We start from the raw sequence: 17,195 nt of genomic DNA, 5'->3' as shown, positions 1-17,195 counted from the left end.
CGCCGCAGATCCGTTCATCGGGCACAGGCCGGCAGCGCCAGCGCGGCGGCGATGTCGCGCCAGTCGAACGCGACCATGCCCTGATCGTCATGCACTGCGTACAGCGCGCCGTCCGGGAAGCGCGCGCTGGGTGCCTGATGCAGCCAGATGCCATCGGTATTGGCGACCTCGCGGCCACTGACCGCGCCCGCATGCGCCAGCGAGTGGCGATCGAACAGATGGAACACGGTGCGGCCCTTGCCCTGCTCGGTGGTGATCCACCAGCCGCCGCCATCGGCGCAGGTGCGCAGCGCGATGCCTTCGGACTGGGCCTGGAACACATCGCGCCCGATGGTGCGGCCGCGATAGTTGCCGGCCAGGTCGTAGACCTTCAGTTCGTTGGCATAGGTTTCATCTTCTTCGGCGATCAGCAGGCGGTCGTTGGCGGCATCGCCCCAGAGCGACTCGACCACGCGCAGCGCGCCTTCAGCCGAGGTGGCGCCAAAGCTGCGCAGCAGGTTGGCCTGCACTTCTTGCCCATCACGCAGCACCTGGTAGTGCTTGATCCGCGCATCCAGCTGTTCCAGCGGCGGCAGAATGTCCTCGCCATCGGCATCCTCGCCGGCCATGTAGGCATCGGAAACGTACAGCGCGTAGCGGCCCTGCCCTTCGGCATGCACCCACAGGCCGTAGGGCTTGACCAGATCCTGCGCGCCGAACATGCCCAGCACATTGAAGTCCGGCAGTTGCATGACCTGCACCCGGCGGTTGTCGCGCTCGACCACGAACAGCAGGTCATCGACCACCGCCACACCGTTGGGACGCTCGAACCGCCCGGCCTCCGCACCGCTGCCGCCGATGCGTTGCAGCGTGGCGCCGGTTTCGCCGTCATACACCACCAGCACATCGGTGGCTTTGGCGGTGGCGATCACCCGGATGGCGCCATCCGGCGTCTGCCAGGCGGCCGGGGAATCGATGTTGTCCTCCGGCATCAGCGCGGTGATGAAGGCTTCATCGATCACCGGCAGGCGGCGGCCATCCTCCAGCAGCAGCGGTGATGCGATGCCGGGCGATGCCGGTTCGGATGCCGTCACCGGATGGCCGGCGCAGGCGGCCAGCAACAGGGTGGGCAGCAGCGCCAGCAGGCTGCGGCACGGAGAAGCTGGGGTGTTCATTCGTCGGTCCCTTGCATTGCGATCGGGCCGGAAGCCGGCATGGCCTCGCCGGCGTTGCCACCTGCAAGGCCGGGCGTTGCCGCCGCCTCCGGCGTCCCGGAGACTGTATGTCCGTCCGGTTACGGCCGCATGACACCCCGTCCGGCCACTGCCACCCACGCAGTGGCCGGACTGCGTTTCTGCGCGATCAGTGCGTGCCGCCGAAACGCTCGCGCAACCAGTCGTCGAGCATGCGCTTTTCAAAGCGCAACGCATCCGAACCGCGGCTGCCACCGGTGCTCAGGAAGGCCGGATCGCGCAACACCGCATCGCCTTCGTCCAGCACCTGCCCGGCGGCATCGCTGAGGCGGTAGTGCAACTCGATGCGCGGCGGGTAGATATCCTTGACGATGCGCACATCGTGCAGGCTCATGCTGCGGCCCGGCTCGAACTCGCCGGCCAGGTCCACATCGCGCAGCAGCAGGTGCAGCTGCTGGCCGGGTTCCAGCATGCGCTCGGCGCGACCGGCCAGCCATTCGCCCAGACGCCGGATCGATTGTTCCGTATCGCGCCGCGCGCTGCCGTGCATCCGCCTGAACTCGCGCATCTGTTCCAGCTCACCGATCTCCACCTGCACCGCTGCGGCGGTGTCGGCCGCTGTGTCCTGCGCCGCGTATGCAAAAGCCGGCGCAGCGGCGAGCAACAGCATGGCTGCTGCCACCCGCATGTTTCGGGTCTGTCTACTGATATCCATATCCTTCTCCTTTGATGAAACGGGAAGCCAGCCCATTCCGTCCGGCCGCGCTACTGGCCGGACACCACGTTCCGGACCGGCTCGCCACGACGCCAGGCCAGAAGGTTTTCCGCGCTCTGCTGCACCAACCGCTGCCGCGCCTGACGGCTGGCCCAGGCGTTGTGCGGGGTGACGATCAGGTTCGGCAAGCCCGCTGCCAGCAGCGGGTTGCCATCACGCGGCGGCTCCTGCCCGAGCACATCGATCCCGGCCCCGCCTACGCGGCCTTCACGCAGCGCCTGTGCCAGCGCGGCCTCGTCCACCAGCGCGCCGCGCGCGGTATTGAGCAGCAAGGCGCCGGGTTTCATCGCCGCCAGCGCCTCGGCATCGATCAACTGGCGCGTGCCTTCGGTCAGCGGGCAATGCAGGCTGACCACATCGGCGCGTGCCAGCACTTCGCGCCATGGCAACGTATCCGGTCGTGCCGGGCGGCCGGGCAGTTGTGCGAAGAGTATCTGCATCCCGAATGCACCCGCCAGCCGTGCCACTTCACTGCCGATCGCACCGTTGCCGAAGATGCCCAGGGTGCGGCCCTGCAATTCCAGAATCGGCTGATCGAACAGGCTGAAATCCTCGGCCCGGCTCCATTCACCGGCCTGAACCCGCTGCGCGTAATCGCCCAGACGCGCATGCAATGCCAACATCAGCGCCAGAGTGTGTTGCGCCACCGCCGCCGTACCGTAATCGCGGCAGTTGCAGACCGCGATGCCGCGCAACGCGGCGGCGCCAAGATCGACATTGTCGACGCCGGTGGCGGTGACCAGGATCAGTTCCAGCGCCGGCAGCGCCGCGATCGCGACGTCATCGAGCACGGTCTTGTTGCAGATCACCACATTGGCCTGCGCCGCATGCAGCGCGATCTGATCCGGTGCGGTGCGGGAAAAGCCGGTCAGCACATCGCAGGCGCCCAGCAGCGGCGTCAGATCGATGTCCTGGCCAAGTGTGGCGACATCCAGAAACGCCGCACGCGCCTCGCGCATCGTGTCCGATGCGGGCGCCAGCGGGCCGACGGGAGCGGGATCGCGGATGTCCATGCGCACCACTTTATACCCGCATCGGGCAAGGCCGGTTCAGCACCCGGGAAGAAAATCACGTCCTGTGGTTTTCGTCAGTCGCAGGGCATTCATCCGCGTGGTCACCTCGCGCCCGGCCATCCATGGCCCGGTCGGGAACGTGAAAAATCCGCAGGCGTTCAATGCTCCAGCATCGGTGGCAACGGGCAATGCAACACGGCGCAGACAGTGCGCAGCAGTTCGGCTTCGGACACGGAGACATGGCCGTCGTGGCTGATCGCTTCGACCATGCCTTCCACCAGCAGCGCCTTGCCCATCGGCTCCACGCCGTCGAGCTGGGCCAGGGCGTGTTCCAGCGCCTTCACGAAATCGTCTGGCGGTGCGTAGCGCGTGGCGCTGCCGGGGAAAATGCGCGCCATGCCAGCAGCGTGGGCACGCTGCGCCAGCTGCGGATCGTCGTGCCCATGCTGTGCCAGCACCGCCAGCAGGTCCGCGACTTCGGCCCGCACCTGCACCAGCTTGCGCCGTCCGCTGGGAGCGAAACGGGAAGGATCCAGCGCCTCCACGGTCTGCCGTCGCAGCAGGCGGCCGAGGCAGTATTCGGACATCGCGACCTTGCCATCCAGCCCGATCAGCACCTCGCAGCAGCGCAGGAAACGCGCCAGCTCAGGCCGTGGCCGACGCCGCAGCACCGGGAACGCGAACGAGGCCAGCGGCAGGCGCAGCATCGGATGCAGCTGCGCTACGGTGTGGTGAAGCTCGCGCGTCAGCATCGCGGTGGGTTCGTCGATGAGCTGTCCGACCTGTTCCAGCTGGCGTATGCGCAAGCTCTGGTCGGCATCCAGCAGCAGCGCCAGGATCAGCGGAATGGCGCGGTCATGGCGGCGTGCCAGTTCGCGCAGGTCTTCGCTCAGCGCCTGCACGATCGCACTGGCGCGCTGGTAATCGTCGGCGGCCGGGGCACCAACCTGGGCCACGACCTGTTCCGGCCCGAGTTCGAGTTCGGCACGCGCCGCCGGCAGTGTTTGCTGCGGGCCGAGCCGGCTGCCATCGGGCGCAAAACCCAGCGCCAGATCTTCCTGCGCGGCGGAAGGTGGTTGCATCGCCCAGCGCGCCCGCACCTGCTCGAACGCCTTCGCATCGAAGTCCGGCTCCAGCGCCTTGATCCGCTCCAGGATCGGCGGATGGGTTGCGAACATCGAGGAAAATCCCATGCCCTCGCCGAACAGCATGTGGCTGACTTCCTCGGTATCACCGTTGCCCAGGCGCGAGCCGGCGGGCAGGCCGGCGATCTTCTTCAGCGCGCCGGCGATGCCGCTGGTCTGGCGGGTGAACTGCACTGCCGAGGCATCGGCCAGGTATTCGCGTGAACGCGAGACACTGGCCTTGATCAGGCGCCCGAAGAACAGCCCGACATAGCCCACCACCATCATCACCACGCCGGCCGCCAGCACCGCCGCCAGGCCCTTGGAATCGCGCCCGCCACGCACATGCATCAGGATGCGGCGGCCGATGATGCCCAGCACCAGGATGCCGAACAGCACGCCCATCAGGCGGATGTTCAGGCGCATGTCGCCGTTGAGGATGTGGCTGAATTCGTGCGCGATCACGCCCTGCAATTCATCGCGATTGAGCCGGTCCAGCGCGCCGCGCGTCACCGCCACCACCGCATCGGTCGGCGAATAGCCGGCGGCGAAGGCGTTGATGCCCTCTTCCTCTTCCATCACGTAGATGTCCGGCACCGGCACGCTGGAGGCGATGGCGATTTCCTCGACCACATTGCGCAGTCGCCGCAGTGCCGGATCGCGGGTATCGCTGGATACCGGCATCGCGCCCATCGCGCGCGCCACTTCGGCGCCACCGCTGCGCAGCATCGTGATCCGCACCAGACTGGAGATGCCGATCACCGCCAGCGTGGCGAGCGTGGTGAACAGCAGGATGCCGCCATGGCCGCCACCGCCGCCGCGTGCGGCTGTATCCGGTGATTGCGCCATGCCCAGCGCCAGCCACACCGCCAGATCGATCGCCAGCACGATGCCGACCACCGCCAGTGCGAACAGGACCACCAGGCGGCGCGACGAGGCCCGCGCCTTCTGCTGATGTTCAAAAAAGTTCATCGACGCTTCCGCAAGGGGCCGCCGCCGGGCAGATGCCGACGGCGGCCGGGGTCAGGGGATCAGTTGAACGACACCTTCGGCGCTTCGCGCTTGTGCGCCTCTTCGGCGCCAATCTCCAGCAGCGCGGCCGGCTGGAAGTTGAACGTGCCGGCCACGATGTTGCCGGGGAAGGCCTCGCGCTTGTTGTTGTAGTTCATGACCTGGTCGTTGTAGGCCTGACGCGCGAACGCGACCTTGTTCTCGGTGCTGGTCAGCTCCTCGGTCAGCTGCGCCATGTTCTGGTTGGCCTTCAGATCCGGATACGACTCGCTGACCATCATCAGCCGCCCCAGCGCGGCACCGAGGCCGCCTTCGGCGCCGGCCAGCTGCTGCATCGCGGCCGGATCGCCGGGGTTGGCTTTCGCGGCACCGAGGCCGGCAATGGCGCTGGAGCGCGCGCGGATCACCGCTTCCAGCGTATCGCGCTCGTGCGCCATGTAGGTTTTCGCCACTTCCACCAGATTCGGGATCAGGTCGTAGCGGCGGTTGAGCTGCACATCGATCTGGGCGAACGCGTTCTTGTAGGCATTGCGGGCCTGGATCAGGCCGTTGTAGATGCCCACGGCGAACAGCGCCAGCAGCACGGCACCGCCGAAGATCACCAGCAGGAACAACAACATCGCGGTCATGACATCTTTCTCCAGGGAAAATGGTGGTTGGCGCCGCAGGCCGGGCAGGAAACGACCGGACGACCGGGACAACTGCGCTAAACTGCCACGGAACCCCTTGCAGGCAAACCCTCCGGCAGTGAAACGCGTCCTTGCACGACCCGCGAGCCTGGCCGTTGTGACATGGCTGGCGCTGGCTTTCAGCCTCGCGACACCGGCGATCGCCGGCAACAACGCCCTGGCCACCAGCGCGGCACCCATCAGCAGTACGCCTGCCAGCCCGCTGGCGCTGCGGCCCAATGCCAAACCGCGCCCATCCGAACAGGAACTCAAAGCCCTGGCCACCCGCATCGAGCGCCTGGCCGAGCGCATCCTGAAGGACGTCAAGGGCAGCGGCATGGCGATCGCCATCGTGCAGGACGACACCGTGCTGCTGGAACGCGGCTTCGGCGTGACCGATACCAGCGGCGACGAAGCGGTCGGCACCGACACCGTGTTCCGCGTCGCCTCGCTGTCCAAGGCCTTCGCGGGCACCGTGGCCGCAATGCTGGTGCAGGAAGGTGCGCTGCGCTGGGATGCGCGCATCGTCGACCACCTGCCGGCCTTCAAGCTGCGCAATCTGGAAGCGGCGCAGAACCTGACCGTGCAGGACATCCTCAGCCACCGCATCGGCCTGCCCTACAACACCCTGGACCGGCTGCTGGAACAGGACGAACCCTATCCGCTGCTGGTCGCGCGTCTGGGCGATATCGATCCGGTCTGCGAAGACAGCGAGTGTTATGGCTATCAGAACATCGCCTTCAGCCTGATCGGCGACATGGTGTTCGCCAGCACCGGCGATTTCTATTCGCACCAGGTGGAAAAGCGCATCTTCCATCCGCTCGGCATGTACACCGCCACCTACGGCCGCGACGGGCTGGAAGACAGCGCCAGCTGGGCGCGGCCGCATATCCGCAGCAGCGGCCGCTGGACCCCGGTGCGGCCGAAGGAAACCTATTACCGCGTGCCACCTGCTGCCGGCGTCAACGCCAGCATCCGCGACCTGTCGCTGTGGCTGCGCGCGCAGCTGGGACATGCGCCGGAAGTGCTGAGTCCGGCGTTGCTGGAAACCACCCGCGAGCCGCAGGTGCATACACCCGGCGAAACCCGCGCCTCACCATGGCGGCGCGAGCGCCTGCGCGATGCGCATTACGCCCTTGGCTGGCGCATCTACGATTACGCCGGACATCCGATGGTCTACCACGCCGGTGCGGTGCAGGGATATCGCGCCATGCTCGGCCTGCTGCCCGAGCACGGATTCGGCATGGTGGTGGTCTGGAATTCGGAAAGCGCCGCACCCAGCGGCCTGCTGCCGACCGCGCTGGACCGTTATCTGAAACTGCCGGAAAAGGACTGGCTGCAACTGGACAAGCCGGTGCGGCGCGGTTATCTGCGCTGAGCCGGACCTGCAAAGCATCACGCTGATCGCTGTCGGGCACGGATGACCGTGCCGGCCACGCCTTGAGTGCGCGTCGCGCCACTGCGGTGACACGGACCAGATCCGCCGATTTGCCTCCACCCAAATGACGAACGCCCTTCCCGCTGGGCATCGGGAAGGGCGTTCATTGCGTCAACGGCAGCGGCGGCTGCCGTACCCGGCTTACAGCGTCGGCGCCACCGGTGCCGGCGGCATCGGAGCCGGCTTGGGCTTCTTCACCGCCTTGCGGGTGGGCTTCGGGGTCGCGACCTTCTTCGCCGCCGGCTTGCTGGCCGCCTTCTTCGTCACAGCCTTTTTCACCGCCGGCTTTTTCGCGGCGGCTTTCTTGGTTGCGGGCTTTTTTGCCGCGACCTTGCTGGTTGCCGCCTTCTTCGTGACCGCCTTCTTGGCAGCAGGTTTCCTGGCTGCGGCCTTCTTCGCTACAGGCTTCTTCGCTGCGGACTTCTTGGCGGCAGGCTTCTTGGCCGCAGCCTTCTTCATCGCCACCTTTTTCGCGGCGGCTTTCTTGGCAACCGCCTTCTTCACGCTGGCGGCCTTCTTGGTAACCGCCTTCTTGGTACTGGCAGCCTTCTTGGCCACGGCCTTCTTCACCGCCGCCGCCTTCTTGGTCACCGCCTTCTTCGCGGCAGCCGCCTTCTTGGTCACGGCCTTTTTCACGGCAGCCTTTTTCGCTGTGGGCTTCTTCGCGGCAGCCTTCTTGGCAACCGCCTTCTTCGCCGGCGCCTTGGCCTTGCTGGCGGCGCCCTTCTTCGGTGCGGCCGCCTTGGCGCTCACCTTCTTGTCGTCATCCTTCTTGGCTGCGGGTTTCTTCGCGGCAGCCTTTTTTGCAGCAGGTTTGCTCGTAGCCATCTTCAGGTTCTCCTCGTCAATGGACTTGTTGCGTCAACGCCCAGGTACCGCGCGGTCTGCGCCGCATGAAAAACGCCTGCATCCTTTCAGAGGCAGGCGTCGTGTCCGCGAGTCAGGCAAGTCGGTCATTGCGTACCGCAATGCAGGGGAGGCGACGCCACCAGCCACGCATGGATCGTGGCAATCATGTTGGCAACGCTTCCTGATCGATGTGGGTTGGTGCACCCGATATGCCTGAAACAATGATGTTGCGCGAAACCTAAACACGCATCACAACACTGTCAACAAAGCACGCTCTCCACATGACGAACAGCGATGCATCCATCGCTGATACGGACCGGAAAATCCTGCGCGCAGCGCGCGACGCGAACTATCCGAAGCAATGCATCCGACGCATCACAAAACCCGGAACACGACAGCGCCAATACAACGCAAACCCTTGTACTTCAAGGCTTGCCAGCTGCATCACACTTGCCATCGCGATGCCGCATGCAACACCAGTCGCAGACCGGGGCATACCGCGAAACATGCACGGCCATCCTGCAAACCACACATCTTCGATCTGCTACATCAAGACCATCGAGTTTCGCGCCGCAACATCACGATTGCGCGAAAGTTATGCCCCGGCATCACCATGGGCACGATGACGCAGGCCGGACATCCACTCCGCGAATGGCAGCTTCACGCGCTCAACCCGCACGATGATTCCAGCGGCGGGCAAGCAACAACGATGCATCCCAGCGTCCACTTGCAACGAACAGACTTTCGGATCGCGCAAACGCAACCGGCCGCACGAGGCGGCCGGTCAGTCATGCGGGATGGTGCAGAACGATCAGTTCGATTCTTCATCCACCAGCGTGGCGTAGTCGGCCGGGGAAAGCAGGCCTTCCAGCTGCGACGCGTCCTCCACTTCCAGCACGAACAGCCAGCCTTCGCCGAAGGCATCGCTGTTGATCGTGTCCGGAGTGTCGGACAGGGCTTCGTTGATCGCCACCACGGTGCCGGAGATCGGTGCGTAGATGTCCGAAGCGGCCTTCACCGACTCCACCACCGCACAGGCATCGCCCTGCGCCACGCGGTCACCCACGGCAGGCAGTTCGACATAGACCAGGTCGCCCAGCTGCTCCTGGGCATGGTCGGAAATGCCGACGGTGGCGCGGCCGCCGTCCTCGAGACGCACCCACTCGTGTGAGCGCTGGAATTTCAGGTCGCCGGGAATATCACTCATTGGTCTGGCTCCGAAGAAGAAAGGCGCCGCAGGCGGCGGCGGGGATTGTAGGACGTGGACGTGCCGGCATGCACCGGTCACGGCCACGATCCGCCATGGGTATCACGCAGGCCGGGCGCCGGATCAGATCTGGGCCTGGCCGTCGCGCACGAACGGGTATTTGACGATGCGTGCCGACAGCAGCTTGCCGCGGATGTCGACGCTGACCTCGCCGGCCTCGCCAGCCGGGATGCGCGCCAGCGCGATGGACTTGCCCAGTGTCGGGGCGAAGGTGCCGGACAGGATCCGGCCATCACCGGCCGCCGTCACCACGCGCTGGCCGTGGCGCAGCACGCCCTTGTCTTCCAGCACCAGCCCCACCACCCGGCTCGGCATGCCTGAGGCCTGCTGTGCTTCCAGCGCGGCGCGGCCGATGAAATCGCGGCCTTCGTCGAAAGCCACGGTCCAGCCCAGGCCCGACACCAGCGGCGTGGTGTCCTCGTCCATGTCCTGGCCGTAGAGATTCATGCCCGCTTCCAGGCGCAACGTGTCGCGCGCGCCCAGACCAGCCGGCTTGACCCCGGCCTGCGCCAGACGCTCCCAGAACGCGACCGCCTGATCGGACGGCAGCACCACTTCAAAACCGTCCTCACCGGTGTAGCCGGTGCGCGCCACGAACAGGGTTTCGCCATGCAGGCCGCGCGCATCGGCGGCGGTGAACTTGCCCAGCGCTTCGACCGCGGCGCGGTCCTGTTCGGACACCAGCTTGAGCACGGCGGCGCGCGCGCTCGGCCCCTGCACCGCGATCAGCGCCAGCTCCGGGCGCTCAGTGACGCTTACATCGAACTGCACGGCGTGCTGCTGGATCCACGCCAGATCCTTGTCGCGGGTCGAGGCGTTGGTGACCAGGCGGAAGAAGTCGCCGCCCAGCCAGTAGGCGATCAGGTCGTCGATGATGCCGCCGCGCTCGTTGAGCATGCAGGAATAGATCGCCTTGCCCGGCGCCTTGGCCTTGTCGACATTGTTGGCCAGCAACCGGTGCAGAAATTCGCGCACCCGCTCGCCGCGCAGGTCGATCACGGTCATATGCGAGACATCGAACATGCCGGCATCGCGGCGCACGGCGTGGTGCTCGTCGACCTGGGAGCCGTAGTTGATCGGCATGTCCCAGCCGCCAAAGTCGACCATGCGCGCTCCGGCTGCGCGGTGCGTGGCGTTGAGGATGGTTTTCTGCGTCATGGCGGCCTCGATCAGGTGGACGGATCGCCCATTATCGCAGGGCCGGGGCCGGAGTGGCCCGGTACTTGTGGCGCAACATGCAGCCATTCCGGCACAACGCCGGCGGCGCTATGGCGCGGCCACCGCATCGCGCGCCATCATGCGCCATCGCCTTCCGGACCTTGCGCCGATGTCCCAGTCCCAGTTCAGCCTGTTGCGCCGCCGCCGTTTCCTGCCGTTTTTCGTGACCCAGGCGCTGGGTGCGTTCAACGACAACATCTTCCGCAACGCGCTGATCATCCTGGTGACCTTCCATATCGCCGGGCTGAGCAGCCATCAGCGCGATCTGTATTCCAACCTCGCGGCCGGGCTGTTCGTGCTGCCGTTCTTCCTGTTCTCGGCCAATGCCGGGCAATGGGCGGAGAAATACGAAAAATCGCGCTCGATCCGCTGGATCAAGTTGGCCGAGATCGGGCTGATGCTGCTGGCGGCGCTGGCGCTGTGGCTGCAATCGCTGCCGCTGCTGCTGGGCACGCTGTTCCTGAGCGGCGTGCAGAGCGCGCTGTTCGGACCATTGAAGTATTCGATACTGCCGCAGGCGTTGCGGCCGGCCGAACTGGTCGGCGGCAATGCGCTGGTGGAATCGGGGACGTTTCTGGCGATCCTGCTGGGCACCTTCGTCGGCGGCTGGCTGATGGGGTTTTCCGCCGGCACGCTGTGGGTTGGTGCGGCGCTGGTCGGCGTCGCATTCGCCGGCTGGATGGCCTCGCGCGCGATTCCCGCTGCACCGGCCACCGCGCCGGAGCTGAAACTCAACTGGAACCCGCTCAGCGAAACCTGGCGCAATGTGATGTTCCTGCGCGGTCATCGCGCGGTGCTGAACTCGGTGCTCGGGGTGAGCTGGTTCTGGTTCTTCGGCTCGGTATTCCTGGCGCAGCTGCCGAACTACACCCGCCTGTATCTGGGCGGCGGCCAGAGCGTGGCGCCGCTGGTGCTGATGCTGTTCGCGCTGGGCATCGGCGCCGGCTCGCTGTTGTGCGAAGTGTTCTCGCGCCGCACCGTGGAAATCGGTCTGGTGCCGCTGGGCGCCTTGGGCATGACAGTCTTTGGCGTGGATCTGTATTTCGCCCGGCCCGAGATGGCGGCCGTTACCGGGCTGAGCTGGCAGCAGTTCCTCGCCGCGCCGGGCAATCTGCGCATCTGCTTTGATCTGGTGATGATCGGCGTCTCCGGCGGCTTCTTCACCGTGCCGCTGTACGCGCTGATCCAGCAGCGCAGCCCGCGTGAGCGGCTCTCGCGCACGATCGCGGCCAACAACATCCTCAACGCGGCCTTCATGGTGGGCGCGGCGGTGCTGGCGATCGTGCTGCTCAACTCCGGCCTCAACGTGCCGCAACTGCTGCTGGTGGTCGCGGTGCTCAACGCGCTGGTGGCGCTGTACATCTTCACCCTGGTGCCCGAGTTCCTGGCGCGTTTTGTCGCCTATCTGGCCGCCAAGGCGCTGTACCGGCTGGAGGTGAAACACATCGAGCGGGTGCCGAACGAAGGGCCGGCGCTGATCGTCTGCAATCACGTCAGCTACATGGATGCACTGCTCATCCTGGGCGCGGTGCCGCGCCCGACGCGCTTTGTCATGTATTACAAAATCTTCGACATCCCCGGCATGAACATCGTGTTCCGCGCCACCCGTGCGATCCCGATTGCCAGTGCGAAGGAAGACCCGGAGCTGATGGAGCGCGCCTTCGCGCAGATCGACGAGGCGCTGGCGCAGGGCGAACTGGTCTGCATCTTCCCCGAAGGCGGGCTGACGCTGGATGGCGACATCGCGCCGTTCCGCAAAGGGGTGGAACGCATCCTCGCCACGCGTCCGGTGCCGGTGGTGCCGATGGCACTGCGCGGCATGTGGGAAAGCATGTGGAGCCGGCGCGATTCGCGTCTTTCCCGGCTGCGTTTGCCGCGCCGCTTCCGCGCCCATGTGGAACTGGTGGTCGGCGAACCGATGGCGCCGGAGCAGGCCAGCGCCGAAGCGCTGGAAGCTCGGGTGCGCGAATTGCGTGGTGATGCGCGTTAGCCCGCGCACCCCACGCTGCCGGAGTCACCGGAGCCGGACAGGACGGTACGACGCACTGCCCGGGCCGGGCTTGGGCCACAATGGCGGGCCGCCGTTGCCGTTTCCCGTACTTGTCTCCCTCCCATGGCCCGTATCCCTGACGCCTTCATCGATGACCTGATCGCCCGCACCGACATCGTGGAGCTGATCGGTTCACGCGTGCCGCTCAAGCGCGCCGGGCGCGAACATCAGGGCCTGTGTCCGTTCCACGATGAACGCACGCCCAGCTTCACCGTCTCGCCGACCAAGCAGTTCTACCACTGCTTCGGTTGCGGCGCGCATGGCAGCGCGCTGCGCTTCCTGATGGAGTTCGAGCGCCTGGAATTCCTCGATGCGGTCGAGGAGTTGGCGCGCCGCGCCGGCATGGAAGTACCGCGCGAAACACGCAGCCGCAACGAAGACGGCCATCTGCGCCGCATGTACGACACCCTGGCTGCGGCCTCGCGCTGGTATGTGGCACAACTGGCCAGTCATGCTACCGCACAGCAGTACTTCAAACGACGCGGCATCGATGCCGCTACCTGCGAGCGCTTCTCGCTGGGCTACGCGCCGGAAGGCTTCGACGGGCTGAAGAACGCGCTGGGCCACGATGCCGATGCGCTGCGCCTGCTGGAAAGCAGCGGCATGCTGGCCAAGAGCGACGGCGGCCACGTTTACGACCGTTTCCGCGAACGGGTGATGTTCCCGATCCACGACCGCCGCGGCCGGCCGATCGCGTTCGGTGGCCGGGTGCTGGGCAAGACCACCGCCGACGGGCGTGAGGCCGGGCCGAAATACCTCAATTCGCCGGAAACCCCGCTGTTCCACAAGGGCCGCGAACTCTACGGGCTGTGGCAGGTGCGGCAGGCGCATTCGAAGATCCCGCGCCTGATCGTGGTCGAGGGTTATATGGATGTGGTGGCGCTGTTCCAGTACGGCGTCACCACGGCGGTCGCCACGCTCGGCACCGCGACCACGCCGGAACACGCCGAACTGCTATTCCGCAACGCCGCCGATGTGTTCTTCTGCTTCGACGGCGATGCCGCCGGCCGGCGCGCCGCGTGGAAGGCGCTGGAATCGGTGCTGCCACGGATGAAGGACGGCCGTCAGGCGGCCTTCCTGTTCCTGCCCGACGGCGAAGACCCGGACTCGCTGGTGCGCAAGGAAGGCAGCGCCGGTTTCGAGGCGCGTCTGGCGCAGGCCGAACCGCTGTCGGAGTTCTTCTTCCGCGAACAAGGCGCCGACATCAACCTGCACACCCTGGATGGCCGCGCGCGCCTGGCCGAACACTGCAAGCCGCTGCTGGAAAAGATCCCGGATGGCGCGTTCCGCGATCTGATGTTCCAGCGCCTGTCCGAACTCACCGGGCTTGCGGCCAGCCCGCATGCCGCCACCATTCCGCCACCCGTGCCGCCCGCCGCTGCCCGCCGCCACAGCAACAACACGCCACGCCGCAGCCTGGTACGCCAGATCATCACCTTGCTGCTGCACAACCCGGCGCTGGGCCTTCGGGTGGAGCCGCCCTACGCCTTCGCCGCGTTGCGCCTGCCCGGCATCGAACTGCTGATCGAAGTGCTGGACCTGATCCACGCCAGCCCGAGCCTGCGCACCGGTGGTCTGCTCGAACACTTCGCCGGGCGCGAAGAAGCCGATGCACTCGGCAAGCTCGCGCTGATCGACATTCCCGGTGAAGCTCCGATCTGGCAGCAGGAACTGGATGACGCGATCGTCCAGCTCATCACCCAGACCCGCCAGCAACGGATCGAGGAACTGAAAGCCCAGAGCCCGCTCAGCGCTGCGGAAAAGAACGAACTGCGCGAACTGCTGCTGGCACGGGTCGACTGATCCCGCAAAAAATCCGCCCGCACCGGCCCCACTATCGCCCGTTGGCCACTAGTATCAACCGACCCATGCTCGGGGGGGCCTGGGAGGTCGGGCGAACGCCCGCTTCACATCAATCCGCCAAGACGTCGTGTCTGGAGCGCGCGTGCGGCGGACACCTTTGGGGTATCAAAATCAATGAAATTGCATCAGCAAACTGCGTGGCTGCGGCGCGCGCTGCCTGTCGCCCTTGCCTTGGCGCTTGGTGTTTGTGCACCGGTGATGGCCAAGGATTCTTTCGAAACGGGCGATCTGACCGTGGAAGTCGCAAAGGACGGCATCCAGACCCTTGTCACACCCGCCCTGAAAACAGACGAACTGATCGCGCGCCACATCGCCGCGAGCAAGCCGGGACACCCCCTGCGCATTGCCGAACCTTTTGTGCTGGCGGCCAGTGCCAGCGACGTGGGCACCTGGTCCGAAGATGGCGACCAGGCGGTGTGGCAGCTGCGCATCCACAGCCCCAACGCCCGCTCGATCAATCTGGGCCTGAGTCATTACAACCTGCCGGAAGGCGCCAGCCTGTTGCTGCTCGACGGCAACGGCAAGACATCCATCCGCCCCTTCACCGCAGCCGACAACAAGCCCCACGGCGAGCTGTGGACGCCCATGGTGGCCGGCGAAGAGGCGATGCTGGAGCTGCGAGTACCGGTAGCCCTGCGGGATCAGGTGGTGCTGGCGCTGGGCTCGATCAATGCCGGATTCGTGGATCTGGATGACCCTTACGCCGCGGTGAAGTCCGGCTCCTGCAATATCGACGTGGTGTGCCCGGCGGGCGACCAGTGGCGCGACCAGATCCGCTCGGTGGGTGCGTACACACGCGCCGGCGTGGACTACTGCTCCGGCACCTTGGTCAATAACGCACGCGGCGATGGCACGCCGTACTTCCTCACCGCCAACCACTGTGCCAGCACGTCCGCGCATGCAAGCTCCATCGTGGTCTACTGGAACTATCAGAACTCCACCTGCCGCACGCCGGGTTCTCCGGCAAGCGGCCAGCCCGGCGATGGCCAACGCACCCAGTTCAACTCCGGCACCATCCTGCGCGCCACCCGCGCAGCATCCGATTTCACCCTGCTGGAGATGGAAGACCCGATCGATCCGGACTTCAACCTCTACTGGTCCGGTGTGGATGCCAGCGGCACGGCGCCTTCCAGCGCGGTGGCCATCCATCACCCCGGAGTCGAGGAAAAACGCATCAGTTTCGAGAACGATTCGCTGACCGCCGCCGCCTACCTTGGCGCCCCCGGCAGCGGCACGACCCACTGGCGCGTGGGGAACTGGGAACAGGGCACCACCGAAGGCGGCTCCTCCGGTTCGGCACTGTTCTCGCCCTACCCGGAAAAACGTGTCGTCGGCCAACTGCATGGCGGCTATGCCGCCTGTGGCAACAACGATGGAGACTGGTATGGCCGTGTCTCGGTGTCCTGGGCCGACGGCGGCACCGCTGCCACCCAGCTGAAAAGCTGGCTGGACCCTGACAACACCGGCGTCCTGCTCATCGATGGCCAGGGTGGAACGCCCTTCTCGCTTTCGGTGTCGCCAGCGGCCGTGGGTATGTGCGCAGCCGAAGACAGTGTGGATGTCGCCATCAGCATTGGCCAGAACCTGGCAACCTTCACCGATCCGGTCGATCTGGCATTCAGCGGACTGCCAAGCGGCGCCAGCGGCACCCTGTCCAGCACCACGGTAACGCCTCCGGGCAGTTCGACCCTCACCGTCTCCAACCTGGCTGGCGCCACCGCCGGCAGCCACACCCTGCTGATTGAAGCCAGCAGCGGCGGCGACCAGCTGAGCAAATCGGTGCCCTTCGAACTGTCGGCCGATCTGCCGAACAGTGCCACGCCGGTATCACCATCGAATGCATCGGTCGGCAACAGCATCGCGCCGATCCTGAGCTGGGATGCCGACGTTTCGGTGATCGAACATCGGCTTGAAGTGGCTACCGATGCGGGCTTTGCCAACATCGTGACCGACCAGATCGTGACCGGCACCACGGCGCCGCTGTCCGGGCTGTCCACCAACACCTGGTATTACTGGCGCATCACGGCCAGCAACTTCTGCGGCACGGCGGATGCGTCCACGGTGTTCAGCTTCAAGACCCAGCCGGCCGCGGGCGACTGCGATGAAAGTGCCGAGACGGTAACGCTGTTCAGCGAGGACTTCAGTGCCGGCCCCGGCAGCTTCACCACCACCGGCAGCATCGGTGCACAGACCTGGGCCCCTTCCACCGTGCGTCCCAGTCCGGTTTCCGGCGGCAATGCGATGCTCGCGGTCAACATCGGCAGCATCTCGGATCAGCGTCTGATCTCGCCGGTGATTGACCTGCCCGCCGACCAGAACCCGATCACGCTGAAATTCCAGAACTGGCGCAACATCGAGAACAACGGTACGACCGCGTGCTGGGACGGCGGCGTCCTGGAGGTGGCGGCCAATGGCGGCGCCTTCGTGCAGGTCACCGGCGGTGCGCTGCTCAACGACCCGTACCGCGGTGTGATTTCTGGGAGCTTCCAGAACCCGTTGGCCGGCATGGCCGGCTGGTGTGAGCCAAGCACCAGCCGCCCCTACGCCGACACCCTGGTGGATTTGAGTGCCTGGGCCGGCCAGTCCGTACAATTGCGCTGGCGCCTGGGAACCGACACGTCGATGACGCGTGAGGGCTGGTATGTCGACGATATCCGGGTCCATGCCTGCGAAGCATCGACCGGTCCGCAGCCGGTCCTGATCTTCGCAGACGGCTTCGAATCCGCGGACTGAAACGGGTACGGCCT

At 66.0% G+C, this 17,195-nt stretch carries 13 protein-coding genes; 5 read left to right on the top strand and 8 right to left on the bottom strand.

Going from position 1 to position 17,195, the window contains the following annotated elements; genetic code table 11:
• Window positions 1–14 precede the first annotated feature (14 nt).
• From WDB66_RS00360 to WDB66_RS00340, 5 genes are all read right to left on the bottom strand, one after another.
• The gene (locus tag WDB66_RS00360; RefSeq protein WP_339396441.1) at window positions 15–1,154 is read right to left on the bottom strand and encodes a phytase; all 1,140 of its coding nucleotides are present in this window, start codon (window positions 1,152–1,154) and stop codon (window positions 15–17) included.
• 187 nt (window positions 1,155–1,341) lie between these two features.
• Window positions 1,342–1,887: a DUF3016 domain-containing protein gene (locus tag WDB66_RS00355; RefSeq protein WP_339396440.1), complete on the bottom strand. Its 546-nt coding sequence runs from the start codon at window positions 1,885–1,887 to the stop codon at window positions 1,342–1,344.
• Window positions 1,888–1,937: 50 nt separating this feature from the next.
• Window positions 1,938–2,960 (bottom strand): D-2-hydroxyacid dehydrogenase, encoded by a 1,023-nt coding sequence (locus tag WDB66_RS00350; protein WP_339396439.1) that lies wholly within the window; start codon window positions 2,958–2,960, stop codon window positions 1,938–1,940.
• 158 nt (window positions 2,961–3,118) lie between these two features.
• A complete protein-coding gene (locus WDB66_RS00345) occupies window positions 3,119–5,056 on the bottom strand; it encodes a M48 family metallopeptidase (protein WP_339396438.1) in 1,938 nt (645 codons plus the stop codon).
• 59 nt (window positions 5,057–5,115) lie between these two features.
• Window positions 5,116–5,724, bottom strand: coding sequence for a LemA family protein (locus WDB66_RS00340; protein WP_339396437.1), 609 nt, complete (start codon window positions 5,722–5,724; stop codon window positions 5,116–5,118).
• A gap of 118 nt (window positions 5,725–5,842) precedes the next feature.
• On the opposite strand from WDB66_RS00340, the gene WDB66_RS00335 reads away from it, so the two are divergent.
• Entirely contained in the window at window positions 5,843–7,141 is a 1,299-nt protein-coding gene (locus tag WDB66_RS00335) for a serine hydrolase domain-containing protein (protein ID WP_339396436.1), read from the top strand.
• Window positions 7,142–7,342: 201 nt separating this feature from the next.
• Here WDB66_RS00335 and WDB66_RS00330 read toward each other — a convergent pair whose 3' ends face one another.
• Complete coding sequence (locus tag WDB66_RS00330) at window positions 7,343–8,029, bottom strand: histone H1-like repetitive region-containing protein (RefSeq protein WP_339396435.1); 687 nt, start codon at window positions 8,027–8,029, stop codon at window positions 7,343–7,345.
• 302 nt (window positions 8,030–8,331) lie between these two features.
• On the opposite strand from WDB66_RS00330, the gene WDB66_RS00325 reads away from it, so the two are divergent.
• Complete coding sequence (locus WDB66_RS00325; protein ID WP_339396434.1) at window positions 8,332–8,676, top strand: hypothetical protein; 345 nt, start codon at window positions 8,332–8,334, stop codon at window positions 8,674–8,676.
• A gap of 185 nt (window positions 8,677–8,861) precedes the next feature.
• Here WDB66_RS00325 and gcvH read toward each other — a convergent pair whose 3' ends face one another.
• Window positions 8,862–9,257 (bottom strand): glycine cleavage system protein GcvH, encoded by a 396-nt coding sequence (gcvH, locus tag WDB66_RS00320; RefSeq protein ID WP_339396433.1) that lies wholly within the window; start codon window positions 9,255–9,257, stop codon window positions 8,862–8,864.
• A 123-nt stretch (window positions 9,258–9,380) separates the two neighbouring features.
• Window positions 9,381–10,475 (bottom strand): glycine cleavage system aminomethyltransferase GcvT, encoded by a 1,095-nt coding sequence (gene gcvT / locus WDB66_RS00315; protein ID WP_339396432.1) that lies wholly within the window; start codon window positions 10,473–10,475, stop codon window positions 9,381–9,383.
• A gap of 169 nt (window positions 10,476–10,644) precedes the next feature.
• Here gcvT and WDB66_RS00310 point away from each other — a divergent pair, with 169 nt between their 5' ends.
• The 3 genes from WDB66_RS00310 (at window position 10,645) to WDB66_RS00300 (ending at window position 17,181) form a co-directional block, all read left to right on the top strand.
• Window positions 10,645–12,525 (top strand): MFS transporter, encoded by a 1,881-nt coding sequence (locus WDB66_RS00310; RefSeq protein ID WP_339396431.1) that lies wholly within the window; start codon window positions 10,645–10,647, stop codon window positions 12,523–12,525.
• A 123-nt stretch (window positions 12,526–12,648) separates the two neighbouring features.
• Window positions 12,649–14,388, top strand: coding sequence for a DNA primase (gene dnaG, locus WDB66_RS00305; RefSeq protein WP_339396430.1), 1,740 nt, complete (start codon window positions 12,649–12,651; stop codon window positions 14,386–14,388).
• Window positions 14,389–14,646: 258 nt separating this feature from the next.
• Window positions 14,647–17,181 carry a hypothetical protein gene (locus tag WDB66_RS00300; protein ID WP_339396429.1) on the top strand — a complete coding sequence of 845 codons (2,535 nt, stop codon included), beginning with the start codon at window positions 14,647–14,649 and terminating at the stop codon, window positions 17,179–17,181.
• The last annotated feature ends 14 nt before the right edge of the window (window positions 17,182–17,195 follow it).

Source organism: Denitratimonas organivorans (genome assembly GCF_037478135.1).
Lineage (GTDB): Bacteria > Pseudomonadota > Gammaproteobacteria > Xanthomonadales > Xanthomonadaceae > Denitratimonas.
Note: the sequence above shows the minus strand (reverse complement) of the source record. Positions and strands in the feature narration are given on the sequence as shown.